Annotated in this window: 17 protein-coding genes; 11 read left to right on the top strand and 6 right to left on the bottom strand. The window is 66.2% G+C overall.

The window, feature by feature from the left end; translation table 11 throughout:
- The first annotated feature begins 50 nt into the window (after positions 1-50).
- From K1X74_08960 to K1X74_08915, 10 genes are all read left to right on the top strand, one after another.
- A complete protein-coding gene (locus K1X74_08960; protein MBX7166468.1) occupies positions 51-2,243 on the top strand; it encodes a BatA domain-containing protein in 2,193 nt (730 codons plus the stop codon).
- Positions 2,240-4,654: a hypothetical protein gene (locus K1X74_08955; GenBank protein MBX7166467.1), complete on the top strand. Its 2,415-nt coding sequence runs from the start codon at positions 2,240-2,242 to the stop codon at positions 4,652-4,654. The genes K1X74_08960 and K1X74_08955 overlap by 4 nt, the downstream gene beginning before the upstream one ends.
- Before the next feature lie 37 nt (positions 4,655-4,691).
- Positions 4,692-6,914, top strand: a complete 2,223-nt coding sequence (locus K1X74_08950; protein ID MBX7166466.1) for a DUF4175 domain-containing protein — start codon at positions 4,692-4,694, stop codon at positions 6,912-6,914.
- 5 nt (positions 6,915-6,919) lie between these two features.
- Entirely contained in the window at positions 6,920-8,578 is a 1,659-nt protein-coding gene (locus K1X74_08945; GenBank protein ID MBX7166465.1) for a hypothetical protein, read from the top strand.
- A 74-nt stretch (positions 8,579-8,652) separates the two neighbouring features.
- Positions 8,653-9,732, top strand: a complete 1,080-nt coding sequence (locus K1X74_08940; protein ID MBX7166464.1) for a hypothetical protein — start codon at positions 8,653-8,655, stop codon at positions 9,730-9,732.
- A gap of 16 nt (positions 9,733-9,748) precedes the next feature.
- Positions 9,749-10,981: an NPCBM/NEW2 domain-containing protein gene (locus K1X74_08935; GenBank protein MBX7166463.1), complete on the top strand. Its 1,233-nt coding sequence runs from the start codon at positions 9,749-9,751 to the stop codon at positions 10,979-10,981.
- Positions 10,978-12,789 carry a trypsin-like peptidase domain-containing protein gene (locus K1X74_08930; GenBank protein ID MBX7166462.1) on the top strand — a complete coding sequence of 604 codons (1,812 nt, stop codon included), beginning with the start codon at positions 10,978-10,980 and terminating at the stop codon, positions 12,787-12,789. Before K1X74_08935 ends, K1X74_08930 begins: the two co-directional genes overlap by 4 nt.
- A gap of 3 nt (positions 12,790-12,792) precedes the next feature.
- Positions 12,793-13,866 carry a S1C family serine protease gene (locus K1X74_08925; GenBank protein MBX7166461.1) on the top strand — a complete coding sequence of 358 codons (1,074 nt, stop codon included), beginning with the start codon at positions 12,793-12,795 and terminating at the stop codon, positions 13,864-13,866.
- Complete coding sequence (locus tag K1X74_08920; protein MBX7166460.1) at positions 13,863-15,845, top strand: PDZ domain-containing protein; 1,983 nt, start codon at positions 13,863-13,865, stop codon at positions 15,843-15,845. Before K1X74_08925 ends, K1X74_08920 begins: the two co-directional genes overlap by 4 nt.
- 50 nt (positions 15,846-15,895) lie before the next feature.
- Positions 15,896-16,237 carry a hypothetical protein gene (locus K1X74_08915; GenBank protein ID MBX7166459.1) on the top strand — a complete coding sequence of 114 codons (342 nt, stop codon included), beginning with the start codon at positions 15,896-15,898 and terminating at the stop codon, positions 16,235-16,237.
- Here K1X74_08915 and K1X74_08910 read toward each other — a convergent pair.
- From K1X74_08910 to K1X74_08890, 5 genes are all read right to left on the bottom strand, one after another.
- Positions 16,216-18,150 carry a preprotein translocase subunit SecA gene (locus K1X74_08910; protein MBX7166458.1) on the bottom strand — a complete coding sequence of 645 codons (1,935 nt, stop codon included), beginning with the start codon at positions 18,148-18,150 and terminating at the stop codon, positions 16,216-16,218. The genes K1X74_08915 and K1X74_08910 overlap by 22 nt on opposite strands.
- Before the next feature lie 72 nt (positions 18,151-18,222).
- A complete protein-coding gene (locus K1X74_08905; protein ID MBX7166457.1) occupies positions 18,223-19,134 on the bottom strand; it encodes a hypothetical protein in 912 nt (303 codons plus the stop codon).
- A gap of 258 nt (positions 19,135-19,392) precedes the next feature.
- A complete protein-coding gene (locus K1X74_08900) occupies positions 19,393-19,914 on the bottom strand; it encodes a hypothetical protein (protein ID MBX7166456.1) in 522 nt (173 codons plus the stop codon).
- A 139-nt stretch (positions 19,915-20,053) separates the two neighbouring features.
- Positions 20,054-20,404 (bottom strand): hypothetical protein, encoded by a 351-nt coding sequence (locus K1X74_08895; protein MBX7166455.1) that lies wholly within the window; start codon positions 20,402-20,404, stop codon positions 20,054-20,056.
- Positions 20,401-21,264, bottom strand: a complete 864-nt coding sequence (locus tag K1X74_08890; protein MBX7166454.1) for a PEP-CTERM sorting domain-containing protein — start codon at positions 21,262-21,264, stop codon at positions 20,401-20,403. The genes K1X74_08895 and K1X74_08890 overlap by 4 nt, the downstream gene beginning before the upstream one ends.
- A gap of 300 nt (positions 21,265-21,564) precedes the next feature.
- Here K1X74_08890 and queG point away from each other — a divergent pair, with 300 nt between their 5' ends.
- Positions 21,565-22,713, top strand: coding sequence for a tRNA epoxyqueuosine(34) reductase QueG (gene queG, locus K1X74_08885; protein MBX7166453.1), 1,149 nt, complete (start codon positions 21,565-21,567; stop codon positions 22,711-22,713).
- A 30-nt stretch (positions 22,714-22,743) separates the two neighbouring features.
- On the opposite strand, the gene K1X74_08880 is transcribed toward queG, so the two are convergent.
- A complete protein-coding gene (locus K1X74_08880) occupies positions 22,744-23,850 on the bottom strand; it encodes a tRNA-dihydrouridine synthase (protein MBX7166452.1) in 1,107 nt (368 codons plus the stop codon).
- Between the last annotated feature and the right edge of the window lie 3 nt (positions 23,851-23,853).

Raw genomic sequence — 23,853 nt, 5'->3', positions numbered from 1 at the left:
CGCGGCGGCCCATTTACCACAAACCCCCTGCCAGAACGAAGCTGACCGCCGTGTTGCCCGTGTTTCTCTCACCGCTGCTGCTCTGGGGATTGGCGCTGATCGCGATCCCGCTGTTGATCCACCTGATCAACCTGCTGCGGCAGCAGCGGGTGCAGTGGGCAGCAATGGAGTTTCTGCTGCAGAGCCAGAAGCGCAATCACCGCTGGGTGCTGTTGCGTCAATTGCTGCTGCTGGCCCTGCGCGTCGCGGCGGTGATCGCGCTAGTGCTGGCCTTGGCGCAGCCGGCGCTGCGCAGTCATTGGGCGCAACTGTTCGGCTCGACCACCGTGCACCACGTCGTGCTGCTGGACGACAGCTTCTCGATGGCCGATCACTGGGCCGACACGACGGCCTTCAACCGCGCCAAGGAGGTCGTGCGCACGCTCGCCGGCCAGGCCGCGGGGCAGGGGATCTCGCAACAGCTTTCCTTGTTGCGCTATTCGCAGGCCGCGGCGCAGCCCGACCTGCTCGCCGAAATCGTGAGTACCGATTTGCCGAACCGCTTGGACGACGTACTGCGGCCGCTGGCACCGTCGGAACTGAACGTCGGTCCGGCCGAGGCGCTGGCCGGGCTCGACAAGCTGTTGGGTACGTCCGCAGGGGAATCGCGCGTGATCTACCTGGTCAGCGATTTCCGCGCGGCCCAATGGCAAGATCCGCAGGCCATCGTGCCCGAGCTGCGCAAGCTCGCCGCCGCCGGGGCACGCATCGAATTGATCTCCTGCGTCGACCAGCCGCATGAGAATCTGGCGATCCTGCGTCTGCGTGCGCTCGACGGCACGCGCGCCGCCGGGGTGCCGCTGTTCATGGAAGTGGCGATCCACAACTTTGGCCGCGAGACGGCGAACAACATTGCCGTCGCGCTGGCCGAGGACGAATCGCCGCGTCCGGCCTTGGCGATCGAGTCGCTGCCGCCCGGCAAGACCGAGGTCCGCCGCTTTCCCGTGCGGTTCACCACGGCCGGTCAACATCTTGTCACGGCCCAGCTCGAAAGTGATGCGCTGGACGTCGACAATCGCCGCTATTGCCTCGTCGACTTGCCGCTGACCGTGCCGGTGTTGGTGATCGACGGCGACCCCCAACAGCGCGACGGGCAACTGCTCACCTTGGCCCTGTCCCCGGGCGGACCAGTTTCCACGGGCGTGACGCCGCGCGTCGAAGGCCCGCGGTTTCTGACCACGAATTCGCTGGACGAATTCCGCGTGATTTACGTCACGAACGTGCCGCAGCTCGACGAGGCGGCGCTGGCAGCGCTGGAGAAGTTCGTCGCCGCGGGTGGAGGCCTGGCCTTTTTCGCGGGGGAACTGAACGATCCCGTCGCGTTGGCGCGCGATTGGCACCGCGCGGGGCAAGGGTTGCTGCCTGTGCCGCCGGCGGCGGTCGCCGAACTGATCGTCGACCGCGTAGAACGCGCGACCGACCTGGAAGTGACCGATCACCCAATCTTCCGTGTGTTTGCCGGCGAACGGAACAGCTTTCTCAACTCGGTCCTGGTCAGCCGCTACCTGGCGATCACCCCCGGTTGGAAGCCTGCGGCCGACTCGACGGTCCGCACGCTGGCGACGCTGCGTAATGGCGCGCCGCTGGTGGTCGAACAACGATTTGGCGCCGGCCGCGTGGTGGCGTTCCTGACCACGGCCGCACCGGTCTGGAATAACTGGGCCCGCAATCCCAGCTTTATCGTGGCGATGCTGGAGTTGCAGGCCTATCTGACGCCGCAGCCACCGGCCGACGACACGTTGCGCGTCGGCACGCCGCTGGACGTGGTCCTGGATGCGGCCGATTATGCTGCGCAGGTGCGATTCACGGCCCCGCACCAGGAACAAGCCGCGCCGCAAGTCGTCGACGCGGCGCGCAACGGCGCACAGCTCGTCGCGCGGCTTGCCACGACCCCGGCCGCCGGCGTCTATGCAGCCGAGGTCGCCCGCAACACGGGCGAAACCGAAGTCCGGCGTTTCGCGCTCAATGTCGCCCCCGAAGAAGGGGACCTCGCGCTGCTCGACGGCACTCAGCTTGCCGGCCGCTTGAGCGGCCTGACCTACAACTGGCGCCTGGCCGACGATTTCGCGCTCGCCTCGCCCGAGGAAGCCGGGCTGCAGTTGAGCGACGCATTATTAGGGCTGCTCATCTTGCTCCTCGTGGGCGAACAAGCCCTGGCCTATGCCGCGAGCTATCACGCGCGAACGCCGGGAGGGGCCAGATGAACCAGCTCCTCCTCCTGGCCCAGGCTGCGTCGCGGACGACCTTTGAATGGGGTCGCATTCAGTCCAACTCCGATTGGTTGGCGCCGCTCGGCGTGTTGGCGGTGTTGGTGCTGTATGTCCGTTTCTGGTACCGGCGCGACGGTGTCGACCTCAAGCGGCCGGTGGGCTGGCTGTGCACGGCCTTGCGCGTCCTGGCGCTCGCCGGCATCGTGGCGATCTACTTGCGTCCCCAATGGCGCAGCGAGCACTTTCAGCCGCAGAACAGCCGCGTGTTGATGCTGGTCGACAACAGTCTCAGCATGCAACTCGATGATACCGAGCCCGGCGCAACGGCCGGCGGCATGACGCGCGCCCAGCGCGTGATCGAAACTTTCAGCGGCGGCGACTGGCTCGACAAGCTCTGCAACGTGCACGACGTGCTCGTTTTCCGCTTTGGACAAACGACCGAGCGCGTGGCCACGCTGGCCAAGCGACTGCCGGTCGACGCGGCGAAGCCTGCGGCGAAAGACCCGGCACCTGTGCCCGATTGGGCCAACCTGCTCGCGCCGGCCGGCGCGGAAACGCGTCTGGGCGCTGCGCTGCGCGAGGTGATCGACGATCAGCGGGGCGGACCCGTATCAGGCGTGGTCCTGTTGACCGACGGCGGTCAAAACGCGGGCCCCGACACACGCGCGGCCGTGGCCGCTGCGCAAGAAGCCAAGCTGCCGATCCACGCCGTGGGCCTCGGTACCGATCAACTGCCGGCCAATGTCCGCGTCGCGGATCTGTTGGCACCGGTCCGAGCACAGCCGGGCGACCGTTTCACCGTGACCGGGTTTATCCAGGCACAGGGGCTCGCCGGCCAGACCGTGGTGGTCGACTTGTTCAGCCGGGCCGCAGGCGAAGCCGCCGGCGGTGAGCGGCTCGAAGAATCGCGCGAAGTGACGCTGGGCGTCGACTCGGAAATGACGCCGGTCCGTTTCGAGCTGACCCCGGCCGAAACGGGCCGCCGCACGCTGGCCTTGCGGATCAAGGCGCCGACCGCGGATCGCGTGCCGACCGACAACGCGCAGGAAGCCGATGTGGAGATCGTCGACCGGAATCTGCGGATCCTGCTCCTGGCCAGCGGGCCGACGCGCGAATACCAATTCGTGCGCAACTTGCTGCAGCGCGACAAGTACACCACCGTCGACGTCTTGCTGCAATCGGGCCAGGCCGGCATCTCTCAGGACGCCAACGAGATTCTCGCCGAGTTTCCCACGACGCGCGACGAGATGTTTGCCTATGACGGCATCGTGGCCTTCGACGTGCGTTGGACCGAGTTGAGCGCGGCACAGATCGAGCTGCTCGAAACCTGGGTTGCCGATCAGGCCGGAGGGCTGGTGTTGATCGCTGGCCCCGTGCACATGTCGCATTGGGTCCAAGACCAGCAACTGGCGCCGCTACGGGCGTTGTTCCCGGTCGAGCTCGATCAGCGCATCGTCTTGGGTGACGAGGAGCGTTACGGATCGACGACGCCGTGGCCGCTCGAGTGGATGCGCGAAGGGCTCGAAGCCGAGTTTCTCTGGCTGGCCGACAATCCCAGCGAAAGCGCCGCACGTTGGGAGTCGTTTCCCGGCGTGTATGGCTACTACGCCGTCCGCGGGGCAAAACCCGCGGCCACCGTCTATGCCCGCTTTGGCGATCCCCAGGTTGCCGCGGGCGGTGAAGCGCCGATCTACATGGCCGGCCAGTTCTATGGCGCAGGGCGGGTGTTCTACCTCGGCAGCGGCGAGATGTGGCGCCTGCGCAGCGTCGACGAGGCGCTGTTCGAAACTTTCTATACCAAGCTGGTGCGCAACGTGACGCAAGGACGGCTGTTGCGCGGGAGCAGCCGCGGCACGCTACTCGTCGAGCGCGATCGGTACTTCGTGGGCCAATCGGTCGCGGTGCGCGCACAATTGAGCAACGAGCAGCACGAGCCGCTGACGCTGCCGACTGTGACCCTGCAGATCGTGCGTCCCGACGGTGGCTCGCAGACGCTCACCCTGGCGGCCGACGCCAGCCGCGCTGGCAACTTTGCCGGGCAGTTCAGCGTCCGCCAGGAAGGCATCTACCGGCTGGAGATTCCCGGCGACGACGAGGCGAATCCGTCGATCAGCCGGCGGATCCAAGTCCGGGTGCCCGACCTGGAACGCGAGGACCCGCGGCGCAACGACAGCCTGCTCGCCGCCCTGGCGCGCGATACGGGCGGGCAGTACTACGTCGGTCTGAACGACGCCCTGGGACTGGACGGCAAAGCGCCGCTCGTTGATCAATTGCGCGACCGCACGCGTACCCGGGTGATCACCGACAAGGCGATCCCGTTGTGGAACAATTTCTGGATGATGGGCTTCGTGGTTGGCAGCCTGGGCCTCGAATGGCTCGTGCGCCGACTGAGCCGGCTGGCCTGATCGACGAACACCGACCAACACCGGACGACACACAGTCTTGATGTCCACTCTCGCGACAAACCGACGCTTGGCCCCCCAGGTGTACGACCTGCTGGGCGAGGTCCGCGCGCGCTTCCGCCGCTATGTGTGGACGCAAAGCGTGGCCCGGTGGCTGACCGCGGTCGGCCTGATGTGCGCGGCGTGGCTTGTGTTCGATTGGGCCTTGGAGCCGGCACGGGTCATCCGGATGTGCGCGCTGGGCGGCGCCGGGGTGTTGGCGGTCGTTGCGTTGCAGCGTCTGGTCCTGCGCCGGATCTTCGTGCCGCTTTCCGATCGGCGCATCGCGCTGTTGCTCGAACGCCGGTTTGGCGATTTCGACGACAGCTTGTTGACGGCCGTCGAGCTGACCGAGTCGCCCGTCGAAGGGCGTTTGGCCAGCGCCATGCTCGACGACGTCTGTTATCTCGCTGCCCAGCGCTCCTTGACCAAAAGCGCCGCGGCCGTGTTCGACTACGGACAACTGCGGCAAGCGCTGGCGGGGCTCGGCCTGCTGGCCGCGATCCTCGTGACCAGCGGCTTGCTCGCGCCGCAGGCGTGGGGCATCTGGTTTCGCCGCAACGTGCTGCTGGCCGATGAGCTGTGGCCGCGCCGGTCCGAACTCAAGGTCGTCGGCTTCGACGAGCAAGGCCGCCGCAAGATAGCTCGCGGTAGCGATTTCGAGCTGGTTGTGCAAGCGAATACGAAAAAGGTCGTACCCGAGATTGTCTCGGTGCGGTATCGCACGGAGGAGGGCGTGCGCGGCCGGGAGAATCTCAGCCGCGAAGGCCAGGCGCAGGCCGACCGAGACGAATATCAGGTGTTTGCCTTCACTTTTCAGTCGGTGCCTTCGTCGCGCAGCCTCGACGTGCTGGGCGGCGACGCGCGCCTGCGCGATTTGAAGCTCGAGGTCGTCGATAGCCCGGCCATCACCGAAATGTCACTCGATTGCCGGTATCCCGACTACACGGGCCTCGCGCCGCGGAGCCTGGCTGTCACAGGCACGATGCAATTGGCGCGCGGCGTCGAGGTGGCGCTAGCGGCGCGCACCAACAAGCCGCTGCAAGGCGTCGAAGTTCGCCTGGAAGCCTCGGGCACCGATCCCCAGGTTCTGTCACTCGAACCGGGACTTGACGATCCACAAGCGTTCTCGCTGGTGATTCCGAAGCTGCTCGAGAACGTGGTCCTGGCGTTCAAGCTGCGAGATCGCGACGGGATCGAGAATCGCGAACCCATTCGCGTCACCTTGACGGCCCTGGCCGACGCGCCGCCCCAGATCGCCGTACGGCCGCAAGGCATCGGCACCGCAGTTACGCCCCAGGCGCGATTGCCGTGGCTGGGCAAATTGGCCGACGACTATGGTCTCAGCGCCGCATGGTTCGAGGCGACGGTCGATGGCCAGCCGGCACGCGAACTGCCGCTCGAAGCAGCCACAAACCGGGCAGAATTCGAAGTCGATCTGGCCCTCGAAGCCCGCGACCTGAACGTCCGGCCCGGCCAGAAGCTCGAACTGGTGCTCAAGGCCCGCGACAACGATGCCGTGTCGGCCGAGCCCAACCTCGCGACCGGCGAGAAATACCTGTTCGACGTGGTGACGCCCGAGGAATTGCGGGCCATGCTGGCCTCGCGCGAACTGAATCTCCGCCGCCGCTTCGAGACCTTGATCGAAGAGGTCACAGCCACGCACGAACTGCTCGTACGGCTCGATCTCGAAGCTACACCGCGCACGGCGCCGAGCGACGATCAGCCAGGGGCCGATGGCGCGGCCGAAGATCCGGCCGTCCGGCGCGCGGCGCAAAACGAATTGGCCGTCGAACGGGCCCGACAGAACGCCACCAAGAACGCCAACGAGACCTTGGGGTTGTCCGTGAGCTTTGCCGAGATCTGTGCCGAGCTGGTGAACAACCGCGTCGACTCTACCGAGCTGCTGGCCCGGCTTCGCGACGGCGTCGCCGAGCCGCTGCGCACGATCTCGGAGCAGCAGTTCCCGGAACTCGATCGCCGGGTCAAAGCCTTGGCCGAGAACCTCTCGCCGGGCGACGTGTCGCGCCACAACCGCGACGCGGCCGCCGAGCAAACGGCCGCGATCTTGCGCGAAATGCAGGGGGTGCTCGGTAAGATGCTGGAGCTGGAGACGTACAATGAAGTCGTCGAGCTGCTCCGGCAGATCATCGAGGCCCAAGGTGACGTCACCACCAAGACCCAGGCCGAACGCAAGGCCCAACTGCAGGATCTGCTGGAGTGAAGGCCATGAACCGACACCACCACCCGCGTTGGACGATCCTGGCCGCGCTGCTGATGCTCGGCCCGGTCGCGTGGCTGGCGCCCGCGGCATCGGCACAGCAGCCCGCCGACGGCGACGCCGCCTTGGCGCTCGACCAGGAGCAAGTCGCCGCGCGCTGGAAGCGCTTCGAAGAGGTCCTGCTGCGCGTCGCCGAGGTAGCGGCCAAGACCGATCCGGATCGGGCCGCGCTATTGCGTCAGACCGTCGCCGAGAGCAAAGACCGTCTGGTCGGGATGCAGTTCTTGGAAGTCGTCAAGCTGCTGAAGTCGGAGAAACTGGCGACCGCCGTCAAGCAACAGCAGGATCTGCAACAGGACCTGCAAGCCTTGCTCGATTTGCTGCTCAGCGAGGATCGCGCCAAGCGGCTGGCCGACGAACAGGCGCGCGTGCGCAAGTATCTCAAGGAGGTCAATCAGCTCATCAAGGAGGAAAAGGCGATCCAAGGCGCGACCGAGGGCAGCGGTGATCCGAAGGCCTTGGCCCAGCGCCAGGCCAGTGCCGCCCAACGCACGGGCAAGCTCGCCCGGCAAATGAAGGACGAGGCAGCGCCCGCCGGCCAGGTGCCGGAAAAGCCCGGCGATGAGCCGTCGTCCAAACCCGACGCTGCCGAGCCGCCAGGCGACGAGCCTCAGGACAACCCCGCGCCCGAGCCGTCGAAAACTCCCGACGGCCAACCCGCCGAGCAGACGCCTCCGGGCGGCGAACCCATGCCCGGTGGCGAACCCATGCCCGGTGGTCAGCCGATGCCCGGTGGAGAGCCGATGCCGAGCTCGCCGCCACAGGGCGAGACGCCAGCGGAGGAGGCACCCGCCACGGACCCCGCGCAACAGCGCCTCGAAGCGGCGCAACAGCGCATGCAGGCCGCACAGAAGAAATTGGAACAGGCCCGGAAGCGCGATGCCTCGGGCGATGAGGAAGCCGCGATTCACGAGCTGGAACAAGCCAAGGCCGAGCTGGAAGAAATCCTGCGTCAGTTGCGCGAAGAAGAAATGAAGCGTCTGCTGACGATGCTCGAAGAGCGGCTCACCAAGATGCTCGAAGCGCAAACGGTGATCTATGAAGGCACGCTCCGGCTCGATGGCGTACCGGCTGCCGAACGTGGCCGTGATGACGAAATCGAGGCCGCTCGCTTGGGAAGCAAGGAAGCGGAACTGGTCGCCATGGCCGACAAGGCGCTGCTGCTGCTGCGCGAGGACGCCACGGCCGTGGCGCTGCCCGAGGCGCTGGGCCAAGCGCGGACCGATATGCAGCAAGTGGCCGAGCGTCTGGGCCGCACGCAGGTGGACTTGATCACCCAAGGCGTCGAGGAAGACATCATCGCCGCGCTCCAAGAGATGATCGCGGTGCTGCAAAAAGAGCTGGCCGAATTGGGCCAACAGCAACAGGGTCAACCCGGTCAGCAGGGCGAGCAAGGCGACCCGCCGCTGGTCGACGCGCTGGCCGAATTGAAGATGATCCGGTCCCTACAGCTACGCGTGAACAAGCGGACCGAGCGGTACACGGCGCTGATCGAGGGCGAACAAACGGCCGATCCGGAACTGATGGCAGCGTTGCGCGAGCTGGCCGACCGACAGCAACGGATTTATCGCGCCACGAAGGACATCGTCTCGGGGCGCAACCAATAATTACCTGGCCGCGGAAATTCTGCTTGTTCGCCGGCGACCCCCCGCGGCATACTGGCGTTTGAATGGTGCAGCTGATGACGGTGAATCGCGTACTGCTGACCCTGGCGGGTTGCGTGGCCGCGTGCCTTGCAACCCCGGGCGAAGCCTTCGCCCGGGAACCTGCTCCGGCCGGAACGGTCGCCCCCGTGGCGGCCGCTTGGAGTACACCCACGGCCGATGCAGCGCAGGCCATGGCCCTCGCCTGGCTCGACGAGCGCGGCGCGACACCCCAGCAGCGCGCCGTGGCACTCGCCCTCTGGCCCGCGGCCGCCGGTCCCGTGCCAGGCGGCGAATTACTCGACCGTCTCGTGGCCACGCTGGCCGTGGCCGAGCCTCGGGCGGCACATTTGCTCGCGTGGTGCTCGCGCCCGCTCGCGGGAGCACAACTGCCAGACACCGCTTGGCTGTTCGACGAGGCCGTCTCGCCGCTGGAGCGCAACAATCTGAGGCTGTTCGTCGGACGGTGGCTGATTGCCTATGACCTGTACGAGGAAGCCGCGGCCCATCTGCGCGGCGTGACGTCGACGGACGTCGTCGACCCGGCGGGGTTGCTCTTTTACCAGGCCGTTGCCGCGCACCGGCTGCTCGATCGCGATGCCGGGCTTGCGGCGCTGCGTCAGTTGAAGCGCGGCCAGGATGTGCCGGCGCGGTTTACCTCCGTGGCAGCGCTCATGCAGCAAGACCTCGAACAACTCAAAGACGATTCGCTCGATCATATCGCGCGACGCATGGCCGACATCGAACGACGCCTCGACCTGGGCCGAGCCGGGCCGAAGACTCGTGAAGTCGAAGACGGAGTTATCGCCTCGCTCGACAAACTGATCGAAGAAATCGAGAAACAGCAGCAGCAACAATCGGGCGCAGCCGGCGCGGCGGCAGCGCCGAGCATGCCCGCGCAGGACAGCCGGCCGATGGAAGGCAAGGGCCCCGGCGAGATCACGCCGCGCGCCATCGGCTCGCAAAGCGGTTGGGGCGACTTGCCTCCCAAAGCGCGGGAAGAAGCTCTGCAGCAGATCGGCCAGCAGTTTCCGGCGCACTATCGCGACGCGATCGAACAATATTTCCGCCGCAGCGCACAAGGCGCCGACGGCGGCAACGACGACCAGCAACCGTAGCGAGCGGAAGAAGACGATGAACCCGGTTCTGGTCATGTCGATCGCCGCCGCGCTGCTGGGCGCAGGCAAGCCCGCAGAGATCGAGTTGTCGCTGGCCGGCGGCGGCTCGGTGCACGGCATCGTGGTCGAACTTTCCGATCGGCAGATTCGCGTCGAAACGGCCGCAGGCGTCGTCGAGCACCCGATCGCCCGGCTTTTGGACCTCAAGCCCGTATCGCCCGGCGACACCGGTACCGCGGCCGCCGCGCCGATCCAGGTTACCTGGCTCGACGGCACGAGCTTGCCGGCCACGGCCTACCAGGTTGCCGGCGGCCGCGCGACCATTGCGGCCGTTGGTCCCGATGGCCAGCCGTTGTCGGTCGAGTCGGGCACGGCTGCGATCAGCTTCGTCGGCCTGCAAGCCGAAGCGCTCGCGGCGCACGGCACAGAATGGCAGGCCCTGGTCGCCGATCTCACCGAGCACCCGGCCAAGAGTGATCGTATCGTCGTAGCCAAGCGCGAGGCGCTCGACTATGTCGAAGGCGTGCTCGGCGATGTCACCGAAGCGACGATTGCGTTCGAAACCGACGGCGAAACACTGGCGGTCAAACGCGCGCGGGCAGCGGCGCTGATCTATGCCCACGGAGCAACGCCGGCGTTCGGTTCCGCGGCCCAGGCGACCTTGACCAATGGCACGCGCGTGCTGCTGCACCTGGTCGAGCTGGCGGCGGGCGTCCTGAACGTGACCACGCCGGCAGGACTGGAGTTGAAGCTGCCCTGGTCGATGCTCGCCCGGATCGATTTCAGTCAAGGCAAGGTCGTGGCGCTGGGAGATCTGCGGCCGGAGCTCATGAATTGGAGCCCCTATTTCGCACCGGCCGAGTTGCCGGCGGCACTGGCGGCCCATTACGCACCGCGCATCGATGCCGCCTTCGACGGCGGCCCCATGCGCATCGCTGGTCAAGAATTCGCCCGCGGAGTGGCCCTGCGCAGCCGGACCGAACTGGTGTACCGTCTGCCCGACAAGTTCAAGCGTTTTACTACCGTGGCGGGCATCGACGACGCCGTGCGCCCGCAAGGCAATGTGCAGCTTGCGATCTACGGCGACGACCGTTTGCTGTTCGAAGCCACGCTCGACGGCCGATCCCCCGGCATGCCGCTGGAGCTTGATCTTCAGGGCGTGAATCGACTCAAGTTTCGGGTCGGTTTTGGTGCGGACCTCGATATCGGCGATCAACTCGACCTCGGCGAGGCGAAACTGGAAAAATGACCTGCCGATTCATCGCTTGTGCCCTACTACTCGCCGTCGCGTGTCTAGGCTCGCCCGGCCGCGTAAACGCCGAGGACGTGCCGTATGCCGTGCTGCAGGCCGAGGCCCAGCGCGTCGACGTGATGGCGCGCGCCAGCCAGGCCGTGGTGGCGATCTTTGATCCGGCTGGTACCAACGGCGGCTCCGGCGTGTTGATCACCGCCGACGGATTCGCGCTCAGCAATTTTCACGTCACGAAGGGGGCCGGCGATTTCATGAAATGCGGTCTGGCCGATGGCCGCCTGTACGACGCGGTGATCGTCGGTATCGATCCCACGGGCGACGTGGCCCTGATCAAGCTGCTGGGTCGCGAAGACTTTCCCGTCGCGCAGATGGCCGACAGCGACGAAGTGCGCGTCGGCGACTGGGTCTTTGCCATGGGCAACCCGTTCCTGCTGGCCGGCGACTTTCAACCGACCGTCACCTACGGCATCGTCTCCGGGGTGCATCGCTATCAGTACCCATCGGGCACGATTCTCGAGTATGCCGACTGCCTGCAGACCGACGCTTCGATCAATCCCGGCAACTCGGGCGGACCGCTGTTCAACGCCAACGGTCAACTGATCGGCATCAACGGCCGTGGCTCGTTCGAAAAGCGTGGGCGCGTCAACGTGGGCGTCGGTTACGCGATCACCATCAACCAGATCAAGCACTTTCTGGGCGCGCTGCGCGGCGGCCGCCTCGTCGATCATGCGACGTTGGGCGCGACGGTGACGACCGATGCCGAAGGGCGCGTCGTGGTGAGCAACCTGTTGGAAGACTGCGATGCCTATCGGCGCGGCCTGCGCCACGGCGACGAAATCGTGTCGTTCGGCGGACGGCCGATTCGTACGGTCAACGCCTTCAAGAATGTGTTGGGGATCTTTCCGGCGGATTGGCGCGTGCCGCTGGTGTTTCGTCGCGAGGGTGAGAAATTCCGCATCCTGGTGCGGTTGCCCAGCCTGCACGCCGCCGGGGAGCTGAACGAGCTGGCCGGCGGCTTCGAGCCGGAGCCACCGGCGGAGCCGGCCCCCGACCAACCCGACAAGCCGGACTCGGATGAGCCCCAGGACGAGCCGCCACAACGGCCCGCGCCGCGGCCGAAGATGCCATTTGGCCACGCGCACCAGCAACCGTCGGTGCCCGACGCGATCAAGGCACTGCTCGTGCCGCGACCGGGCTTTGCAAACTTCTATTTCAACACACCCGAGCGCGACCGCGTGTGGCGCGCCGTGCCCACGCAAGCCAGCTTCGCCGCGGTCGACGGTCTGTGGAAGCTGACTGGCGCCGATGCGACCGGCGCACCTGTCGAGATAGAACTGAGTGCCGACTCGGCGCGGCTGACGTGGGCCGGCCAGCAAGCAGCGCTCGTCGGGGCCGATCAACTCGCGGCGAACGTCGTGCCCGAGGGCACCGGCGGCCTGTTGCCGGCGCTCTTCCTGTGGCGGCGGCTGCTCGTGGGCGGACCGACCGCACTGGAACAAGTCGAATACGGCGGGATCTATCCGTTCGGCATCGAACTGCAGCCGGCGCATACCATCATCGCCACGACCGGGGGCGTCGAGGCGCGGTTCTACTGCGACGAAGAGCGCGGCTGGCTAATCGGCGTCGAATTGTTCACCGACACCGTTGACGATCCCTGTGAGGTGTCGTTGTTGGACTATGAGGAACGGGAAGGCAGGCTTGTCCCCACGCGAATTCTCGTGCGCCACGGCGACCAGGTCTTCGCCGATTGGAAGCTCGACGTCGTCGATCTCGCTGCTGCCGGCGAACCCAAGGAGGCGAAGTAATCGATGGTCGGCCGATCGCTTCTACGCTGCCTGCCGGTGCTGCCCGCGCTCTTGCTATGCGTCTGCGCCAATAGCCTCGCACGCGCACAGGAACCGCCGGGAGAGCCGCTCAGCGAGGCGATCGCGGCTAACCTCCCGAAGATCGTGAAGGTCTACGGCGCCGGCGGATTGCGCGGCCTGGAGCCCTACCAGTCGGGCATCGTGATCTCTCCCGAGGGGCACGTGCTGACCGCTTGGAGCCACGTGCTGGATACCGATTTTGTCTCCGTGACGCTCGATGACGGGCGCAAATTCGATGCCCGGCTCGTCGGCGCGGACCCACGCGTCGAGGCGGCCGTCCTCAAGATCGATGCAACGGACCTGCCGTATATCGACCTCGCACAGGCGGCCGACGCCGCACTAGGCACGCGTGTGCTGGCTTTCTGCAATCTTTTCGGCATCGCGACGGGCGACGAGCCGGCAAGCCTGCTGCACGGCCAGGTCGCCGCGCGTTGGAATCTCGACGCGCGCAGCGGCGCTTTTGAGACGCCCTACAAGGGCCCCGTCTACGTGCTCGATGCCATGACCAACAACCCCGGTTCGGCCGGTGGGCTGCTGACCGATTTCTTGGGCCGGCCCGTGGGCATGCTGGGCGGCGAGTTGCGCGACGCGCAGCAGAACACCTGGCTGAACTATGCCGTTCCGTTGTCGCAGCTGCGCACGTCGGTCGAACAGATCATGGCGGGCCAGTTTGTCGCTAGCAGCGCGGAGGACGCGACAAAACGCCCCGACTTTCCTCACGATTTGGAGCAGCTCGGCATCGTACTGGTGCCCGACGTCGTCGAGCGCACGCCGCCCTATGTCGACGTCGTACTACCCGACTCGCCTGCCGAAACGGCCGGCTTGCTGCCCGACGATCTCGTGGTGTTCGTTGCCGGCAAGCTCGTGCAATCGTGCAAATCGCTCGTCGCCGAAGTCGGACTCGTCGATCGCGCCGACCCATTGACGCTGACGATCATGCGGGGACAAGAGCTGCGCGATTTCACGCTGCGTGCGCCCGCAGAAGAGTCGGCGCCGGCGACGGAGGCCGCGCCGTGAATCGATCACTCCGTCATGCGTCGATCAGGCTAACGCTCGGTCTCGGCTTGCTCTGCCAGGCCGCGGTGGCGTGCGCCGCCGATCCGGCCGCCGAAGAGCGGGCCATCCGCGCAGCCGCCATGCGCGCGGCGCCCAGCGTCGTGCGCATCGAAACGGTCGGCGGGCTGGAGCGCGTCGGCGAGTTGCTCGTCGGCACGGGACCGACGACCGGGGTCGTGCTCACGGCCGATGGTTACATCGTCTCCAGCTCATTCAACTTCGTGCAGCAGCCGGCATCGATCCTGGTCACACTGCCCGATGGCACTCGACTACCTGCACAGCGCGTGGCCAACGACCGGAGCCGGCAGTTGACGCTGCTCAAGGTCGATGCGCCGTCACCGCTGGTCATTCCGGAGATCGTGCCCGAGGAGGAGACTTCGGTCGGTGCCTGGGCCATTGCCCTGGGGCGAACGTATGCCGCCGACGAGCCGAACATTTCGGTCGGCATCGTCAGCGCCTTGGCACGATTGGGCGGCCGGGTCATCCAGACCGACGCCAAGATCTCGCCAGCGAATTACGGTGGACCGCTAATCGACATCCGTGGCCGGGTGCTGGGCGTGTTGGTGCCGCTTTCGCCGCAGGGCGGCGACGAGATCGCTGGCGTCGAATGGTACGACTCCGGCATTGGTTTCGCAGTTCCCTTGGCGCATGTCATGCGCATGCTGCCTCGGTGGCAGGCAGGTACGGATCTGCGCCCGGGGATTCTCGGCATCACGCTCAAGGAAAAAGGCCCATTGGCCGAGCCGGTGACAATTGATACCTGTCGGCCGAATTCGCCGGCCGCCAAGGCGGGCCTGCTGCCGGGCGACCGCGTGGTCGAAGTAGCCGGCGTCGCCGTCACGCGCCAAGGCGAGTTGTACCGCCAACTGCAGCCGCTCTACGCCGGCGATCGGACTTCGATCGTGGTCGAACGGGGCAACGCGCGCGAGTCGTTCGAAGTCGAACTGGTGGGCGAGTTGGAACCGTACGAACATCCGTACTTGGGCCTGCTCCCTTCGCGCGGCGAGCGCGCTGCCGGTGCGCCGGCCGGCGTCGAAGTGAGATCGGTCCTGCCCGACAGCCCCGCTGCGGCTGTCGGCCTGGCGGTCGGCGACGTCGTCACCGAAGTCGCAGGATCGGCCATCGCTGATCGAACGCAATTGACCGCCGCGCTTGCGCGTTATCAGCCCGGCGACACGGTCAAGCTAACCGTGCAACGGGGCGACCAAATCGTCGTGCTCGAGCCGCAACTTGGACCGCAGCCCGGCGAACTGGATTACGAGGTGCCGGCCGCGCCGAGCCCGGCGGAAGCGGCGAATGGAGCGCCCGAGGCCGAACACCCGGCCCTAGGGCGCCAAACGCTCAAGCTGCCCGAGCTGCCGCAGGAAGCCATCGCCTACGTCCCCGAGACTTACCAGTCCGGTATGCGCTACGGCCTGGTGTTCTGGTTCGACGGAGCCGAGCCGGTCGACCGCGATGAGCTGCTGCGTGCCTGGCAACCGCTGTGCGATGCGCGCGGCCTGATCCTCGTCGCACCGAGCCCAGCGACGCCGGGCCGCTGGACACTGCCCGACGTCGAATTTGCCCGTGGAGTGTATGCCGAGCTTGAGCAACGATATGCCGTCGATCGGGCACGGACCGTGGCGATGGGGCAGCAAACCGGCGGCACCGCGGCGTACGTGTTTGCCTTGCGGAATCGGGAACTATTCGCGGGCGTCGTCGCGATTGATACGGTGCTCGCGCAGAAGCCCCCTGAGAACGAGCCGGCCTATCGGCTCGACGTGCTTGCATTCGTGCCTGAGCAATCGGCGCAGGCCGGCCGCATCCAGGAATCGCTCGAGGCCATTGGGCAAATGAACTACCGGGTCAACGTGCTTTCGCAGAGCGGCACGGCACATCTGCCGACGGGCGAAGATTTGCAAGCCGTGGCCCGCTGGCTTGAACTGCTCGACCGCATCTGAAGCCGCCGGCAATTGCATCCGGCCTAGACGACCCCGCAGGCAAACCGCTCATGTCTCGCAAACGGATCGGTGCCGTGGCGCTACTGTTGGGCGTGGTGGCCGGGCTGTTGTGGCTGTTCGGACCGGCGGGCGCTGCCACGGCGCAAGCGTCGGCGGCGTGCTTGCGCATCGGCACGGTGTTGGGCGCGATCTGGTTGGCGCTGCCGCAGTTGCAAGCCTGGACGAGCCGGTTGGTGATGGCCGCGCTGCTCGCGCTGGCGCTGGTGCTCGCCCTGTGGCCAAAGCTGTTCGTGCTGGCCGTGATCGCGTTGGTGATCGCGGCGCTGCTGCGGCCCCGGTTGGCGCCAGACGCGCCGCAGCCAGCAGCGCATCAGCCGGGAAAATCGAGATAGGGGTCTTGCCCCATCTGCTGGTGCATCTTCTTCCGCTCCTTCTCGTAGTAGAGCAGCGTCTTGCGATCGACAAAATGGCGGCGTTCGATCTTGCGCTGTGCCCGGCGAAACAGGCCCGTCATCCCGTTGATCAGGCCGGGATTGCGTTCGCCTCGCTGCTGAAGCTTGTCTCCGCGTTTGGCGCCTAGGCCATTGCCCAGGATTTCATCGTCGAGCGCCAGGTATTGCCGGAACGTGCCGGGATCGCCCTGGCGTCCGCAACGGCCGACCAACTGGCGATCGATGCGCGCCGAATCGTGCATCTCGGTGCAGATCACCATCAGGCCGCCGAGTTCCGCGACGCTTTCACCGAGCTTGATGTCGGTACCGCGGCCGGCCATGTTGGTCGACACGGTCACGCGCCCGCGCTGGCCGGCGTCGGAGACAATCTCGGCCTCCTCGGCGATCTTATGGGCATTGAGCACCTGGTGCGTGATGCCCTCCATGAGCAGCATTCGCGACAGCAACTCCGACTTGTCAATCGACCGGGTGCCGATCAGCACGGGGCGCCCGGTCGCGTGCAAATCGCGTACTTCCTCGACGATGGCCTGCCACTTGGCGTCGGCGGTGCCGTAGACGCGATCATCGAGCCGCTGACGAATGACCGGCTTGTTCGTTGGCACCGCGACGAATTGCAGTTTGTAGATCTTGCGCAGCTCGGCCGCGGCGCTGGCGGCGGTGCCCGTCGTGCCGGCGAGGTGCTCGTAACGAAGAAAGAAGTCCTGCACGGTGACACGGGCCGCCTGGCCGGTTTCGACGGTGACGTCGACTTTCTCCTTGGCCTCGATCGCCTGGTGCACGCCGTCGCGCCATTTGCGGCCCTCGGACAGCCGACCGGTGAATTCGTCGACGATCACGATTTCGCCGTCGCGAACGACATACTGCCGGTCGCGGGTAAAGGCCTTTTCGACGCGCAGCCCGCGCTCGATGAAGTTGTAGATGGTGAACATGCCCATCGCGTCCATGGCGGTCGGCTTGGGCAATTGGCGAACCAGTTGCCGTCCGGCGGCGGTCAGCTCGGCCTTTTGCTTGAGCGGGTCATACTCGAAGTGTTCGTCCTCGACGAAATGCTGCACGACCTCGGCCGTCCACTGGTAGCAGGCCACGGCCATTTTCTGTGCCTCGGTCGGCAGGGCGCTGATGATCAGCGGCGTTCGCGCTTCGTCGATCAAGATGCTGTCGGCCTCGTCGACCAGGGCGAAGTACGGGTCTCGTTGCAGCGGCTTGTCGCCGTCGATCCCGCCCGCCTGGCCCAGCATGCCGGCCAGCACGTCCAACTGCCCCTCGCGGATGCGGCGCAGCAGCAACCGGTCGCGGAGAAAATCGAAGCCGAACTCCTTGGCGGTGCCGTAGGTGATGTCGCTGGCATAGGCCCCGCGGCGGGCCGCCGGCTGCATGCCCGTTTGGATGATGCCGACCGACATGCCCAGCGCCTCGTAGATCGGCCGCATCCAGTCGGCGTCGCGCTTGGCTAGATAGTCGTTGACCGTAGCGAGGTGGGCACCCTTGCCGGCCAGCGCGTAGATGTACATCGGCAGCGTGGCCGTGAGTGTCTTGCCTTCGCCGGTTTGCATCTCGACGATGCCGTGATGGAACATCGCCATCCCGCCGATCAACTGCACGTCAAAATGACGCATGTTCAGCGTGCGGCGGCCGGCCTCGCGGACCAGGGCAAAGGCCTCGGGCAGCAACTCGACCAGAGGTTCCTGGCTCTTGGCGCGATAGCGCAGCGCCAAACTGCGCTTGCGCAGCTCCTGCTCGCCTAAAGCCATCAATTCGGACTCGTAGCCGGCGATTTTCGGTAACAGGGCCCGGTACGCGCCGATGCGGCCCTGCGACGTGAACCCGAACAGCGAGGCCAGGCTGGGCATCATGTGCAGAGAGAAACGCCGGTGCGAGTTCGCGGGAAAACTGCCTGCGATATTCTACGCCATGCGCGGTGCGCGTTATTGCCGAGCAACCGAGGCGACCTCGAACTGCGGGGCGAACGATCGTGCATTGGCCGGCGGCGCCTTGACCTCGCCGCGCACGACGACAAAATCGCCCTCCTGGTAATCGGCCAGCGCGGACGATTCGCCGAGGTTGACGCTGCCACCGTAGCCGTCGGTCACGCCGTCGAGCGGAATGTACCGCAGCTTCCATTGGCGACTCTTTTGCGAGTATTCGAGCCGGCCTTCGAGCAGCGAGTAGTCGTCGGCGTGGCTGAACCGCCCAGACGGTTCGGCCGCGGCGACGACCGGCTCGGCCGTCTCGGGATTAACAGGTTCTTCGTACGACGCTGTTTCGACCGCCGAGTCTTGCTCGGCCTGATCGTCCTCGATGGCCAAGGTATGCTGCGTCGGCGACAACACGCGCACCACGGTGGCCGGACGCGTCGGCTGCCGGGTGGCCACAGCCGCTTCGCTGCCTTCGGCCAGAGGTGCCTCTTCCGGTGCATCGAGCATGCGTACGACCGCCGTGGGGGCCGCCGGCCGAGTTGCCGTGGCTTCCTCGGCATCAGGGAGGTCGTCTCCTTCGGCGTCGTAGGTCTGCCGAGCCGCGAGCGGCGCCGCGTTGCCGTCGAGGTCGACCACCAGTTCAGATGAACCGGCGCCGCCCGCGGGCGAGCGGCGCGGCTCGACCGCACTGCCTTGGAACTGGAAGCCGCTCGACGGCGCATATTGCCCGCCGGGCGCCGGGGTGATCGTGGGGGGTGCGATCGGCGCCGGCATCACGGTTCCCGGCGGCTGCGCGACCGTGCCTGGCGGTGGAACCGTCGAGCGGAAGAACGGGTTGACCGCGGCCGTAGGCTGCGATTGGCAACAGCCGGCCGTACAGAACAGGCTCGCGCAAAGCGCGAAGACAGTGCAGGGGCGCATAGGTCGACATCCTTTCGACCGCCAGGCGGTCAGGTTGCCCTCGTGGCCCGCGCCGTGCGCCCCGCGAAAGATGAGTCGTCAGGCCACGCTCCTTGCGAGACCTGCGGCGCGCAGCGGCATCGGGAAAGATGGGAGCGATACCCTACCAAACCGGCCTATCGCGTCCAGACCGGTTCGCGGCCTGGGGCGCGATGTGCGCAAGAAAATCTGCCCCGATCGACGGAATGCCGGCAACGCTAGCCGCTGGCTACTGGCAGTTTATTCGGCAGTGGCACGTTCGAGCAGCGCGCGAATCGTCTGCCGATCGTCGGCCGAGAGCTTCGACCAGGCCTTGAGCAAGCCCACGAGCTCATCGGTGCTGCCGACAGATTCGGCTGCGTCGTCCGCCGGCTGTGGGTTGCTGATCTGCACGTAGGGGTTGTCAATCCGCTTGAAGCGGCCCGCGACCTTTTCCTGTTCGTGCGATGCCGGCTCGCCGCGTTTCTGCGGCACGTACGGATTCATCATCGTCTGCGGCTCGACGTCGATCTCGATCTCCGGCGTCATCACCTCCGGACCGTAGGGGAACGGGCTGTACCCATAGGTCCGCGGGACGGGCAGGCTGTAATAGACGGGCGGATGCAGCGCGAAGTACGGCGGCTGTTCGAGGCTGTAGACGCTCCAGGGATTGCCGTAATAGCCGTAGCCGCCGCCGTAGCAAAAGCCCTGCGCCGACGCGGTGCCGGTCGCCAGGACACAGACCAGGCCAAACGCCGCCATCCAACCGAACGGGCGAAGCATCGCAAATACCTCGAACCTAGGAGCCATGTCGTCGCGGCAGGACACCCACCACGCGCCTAGACTCCACACTAATCCGGGCCCCGGCGGCTGCAAGCGGACCTTCCTTGAGCCCGTCCTCGGATGGCGGATCGGGCCACGATCAGGGCGTATTTTCGCCCGTTTGCGGCACCTCGGGCACCGCTGGCACCTCGGCCGCAGGCTGCTTTGGCTCGGCCGGCGGCGGAGATTCGGGGACCGCAGCTCCGGGCGTCGACGACGAGCCATCGACCGCCGCCTGCGGCTCGTCCAGCTCGGGCACCGGCATCATGCCTGGGAATTTGTCGACCTTCGGCGGCGCGGGAATGATCTGCCCCAACTCCTCGGCCGTCGGCCGATGCGAACAGCCGTCAAGCGCCATTCCCAAAAACGTCAGGATCGTCCCGGCCAACGTCCACCGCCACCTCGCGGCGGCGACGTTGCCCGTACTGCCGTGGTGTGTATCCGCATTCATCGGCCGAGAACTCCGCGCCGTGCCTGGGGGCCACGCCCTCGTTTGCGCAGCGACATTCCTAACATCGCAGCGCCGGAAGCAGCCAGCAAGAAGGTCGATGGTTCGGGGACCGCCGCCAAACCATAAAACGAACCGGCGACGCTGAGCGGGATGCTATCGATTGACTGCGGATTGGCATGGAGCCGATAAAGCGACGTGTTGCCCATCCAAAAGTCTCCAAACTCGGCAGAGGCGAGATCGGTGATACCGTCGTTCCAATTGAATTGCGCGATGCCGCTGACCGTCACGTTGTCGGGATCGATGCGCGCAAAGGAGCGGAACGTGCCATCGCCATCGTACGCGAACAGGTTCGTGGTGCCATACTCGCCTTCGAGACCGTCGAGATCGACACCAAAGCTGCCGAAATAAAGGCCGGCGCCAGGAATCTGACCGTAGTCGATCACATTCGAGACCTGCCCTGTCGCCGGATCGAGCTCACCGAGTTCTGTGCTCACCACCGACGTGCTGCTCAGCCCAATGTAGAGCTTGCCATTGGTCGCACCAAAGCCCTCGATCAGTCGAGGAGCGGATCCGGACGCCAAGTTGATGTCGTGCTGAGAGATCTTGGCCCCCGTGGCTGGATTCAATTCCAAAAGCGTATAGGTCGCAGGCGCATTATAAATGTCGTTGCCGTCGGCGTTCGCGGTGAACGCAAACAGCCGTGTACCGATCGTTGCCAGGCGGGTGTGAATGGCTCGCATGTCGTAGCCGATCGGCCCGACCACCGAGACCTGGCCAGTCGTGCTATCGATCGTGACGAGTCGATCGCTCAGCGTATTGACTGAGTACAGCCCCCCGGCCTGGGCGTACGTCGTCGCCAAACAGCAGCAGGCCAGGGCGAATTGAAACGAGACTCGGCGCGAACCGGCGCAAGCCGCAATGAAATGCGTATGCATGGAAGACTCCCGAATAAAAGTTGCCAAGAAAGAGACCAGGAAATCAGGCCGCCAACCGCGGGCGCTCGATGGTCTGCATTAGCAACAAGCCGGAAGTCACGGGGTCGAAGAGGGCCGACCACAACGCGTGCGAATCGAATTGCCCCCTGAATCACTCGTAGCATCGTAAGGTTGGAAAAGCGTGCAGGCAAGCAAAGGACGTACAGAGGATCTCGCATTTAGCGCATGTCGAATACAAACTTCGCCAATTCCCAGCCACTCACGCCCGCCGAGCAGATCAAGACTGCAGCGGCCGAGTTGGGCTTTTCGGTGGTCGGCATTTGTCCGGCGGCGCAGCCGCCCGGCTTGAGCCATCTCGATCGCTGGATCGCGGCCGGCTTTGCCGGCGAGATGGGCTACTTCGCGTCGCGCCGCGAGGCATATGCCGACCCGGCGGCCGTGCTCGACGGCGTGCGCAGCTTGATCGTGCTGGCCATGCCCTATCGCACCAGCGAACCGCCCGCCGAAGTTGAGGGCCGGGGCCGCGTCGCGCGCTATGCCTGGGGGAACGATTATCACGATGTGATTCGCGAGCGGCTCGCTGCGCTCGGCGACAGTTTGCAAACGCTCGTGCCAGGTGCCCGAGTGCGCGGCGTGGTCGATACGGCGCCGCTCTTGGAGCGCGACTTCGCGCAAGTGGCGGGGCTCGGCTGGGCCGGCAAGAACACGCTGCTATTGAACCGGCAACAGGGAAGTTATTTCTTCTTGGCGGTGCTGCTCACCGACGCCGAGCTTGCCTACGATCAGCCGTTCGAGCGCGATCACTGCGGAACGTGCCGTGCATGCCTCGACGCCTGCCCGACGCAGGCCTTTATCGAACCGCACGTGCTCGACGCCAGCCGGTGCGTCAGTTACCTGACGATCGAGCATCGCACGGCGATACCCGCCGAGTTGCGCGCCGGCGTCGGCGATTGGCTCTTCGGGTGCGACGTGTGCCAGGACGTTTGCCCCTGGAACCGCAAGGCGCCGACCACGACCCTCGCCGAGTTCTGGCCCCGGGACGACCGGGCAGCGATTGAGCTGACCGCGCTCTTCGAACTCGACGACGCCGAATTCCGCAAGCGTTTTCGCGGCACGCCACTAGCGCGGCCCAAGCGGCGCGGCCTGTTGCGCAACGCCGCCATCGTGCTCGGCAATCAGCGCAACAGGGCGGCCGTACCTACACTGATCCGGGCCTTGGACGACGACGAGCCCCTGGTGCGTGGCGCTGCTGCCTGGGCCCTCGGTCAAATGGGCGGCCCCAAGGCCGTCGCCGCTTTGACGGCGCGCTTACGTGCCGAACTCGATGCCGAAGTGGCGGCCGAGATCAATGCCGCTTTGTTGAGCGCTGGTTAGCCACACCGTCGCGCCCACGGGGTGTGGTGTTCAGTCCGGCTCGCACGTCATCTCACCATTCACCTCGTCCGGCTCGGCACCGGGGTCGCGGCCGGGGAGGTCTTCCGCGTACCAGTGGGCCAGCACGGCATCGAGCTGTTCGGGATTCTGGACCGCGACAAACGCGTCGCGGACCGCCTGACCACCGGGATGCAGGCGCGCGTACTTGATGCCGAACTTGCGCATCTGCCGGCACCCCAATTCAGGTCCGTACAGTTCCACGGCCAGCGCGTAATGCTCGCGCAAAACGTCGCGCTGCTCGAACAGGCTCGGCGGCGGGGGCAACGGCTGCCCGGCGGCCAAGGCCCGGGCCTGCGAGAAAATCCACGGGTTGCCGATCGCGCCGCGCGCCGCGGTAACGCCGTCGACGCCCGTTTGCACGAGCATGCCGATGCAGTCTTGCGCGGTGAACAAGTCGCCGCTGCCCAACACCGTGCGTGCGCCGGCGTGCGTCTTCACTTCGCGGAGAAACTCCCAGCGACTGGGCCCAATGTATTTCTGCGCCACGGTGCGGCCGTGCACGGTGATTGCCGCCACGCCACGGGCAAAGGCACCGTCGAAGATCGCGAAGAACTTGTCGCGGCTTTCGGCCGTATCGTCGAGGCCGCGGCGCATCTTGACGGTCACCGGTACCTCCGGCGGCAACGCATCGCGCACGCGCGACACGATCTCCAGCGCCGTCGCCGGCTGACCCAGCAGGTAGCCGCCCCGGCAGCGGCCCAGCACTTTTTTCACGGGGCAGCCAAAATTGATGTCGATGACGTCGAAACCGCACCGCGCCAGATTGACCGCGGCCGGCCCGAACTCGTCGGGTTTACTGCCCATCAACTGGCCGCCGACCGGGTGATCCTCGGCATCGACCCGCAGGTGCTTGCGGCGCTGCTTGTTCGAGACCTGTAGCACCATCTGGTCGAGCACGACTTCGTGCAGACTGTATTCGGCCCCCAGCCGCCGGGCGATGCGGCGCATGGCCCAGTCGCTGTAGCCCGATAAGGCCGCCTGCACGACCGGCAACCCGAACGCATGCTGCCCGATGCGCAGCGGCGCGAGGCGCGAGATCGGTGATGCGTCCAGGGGCGACATGCAGCCGATTCTCATTCG

It is taken from the genome of Pirellulales bacterium (assembly GCA_019694435.1).
In the GTDB taxonomy this organism is placed as follows: domain Bacteria; phylum Planctomycetota; class Planctomycetia; order Pirellulales; family JAEUIK01; genus JAIBBZ01.
This window is presented reverse-complemented; position numbering and strand designations above follow the sequence as displayed.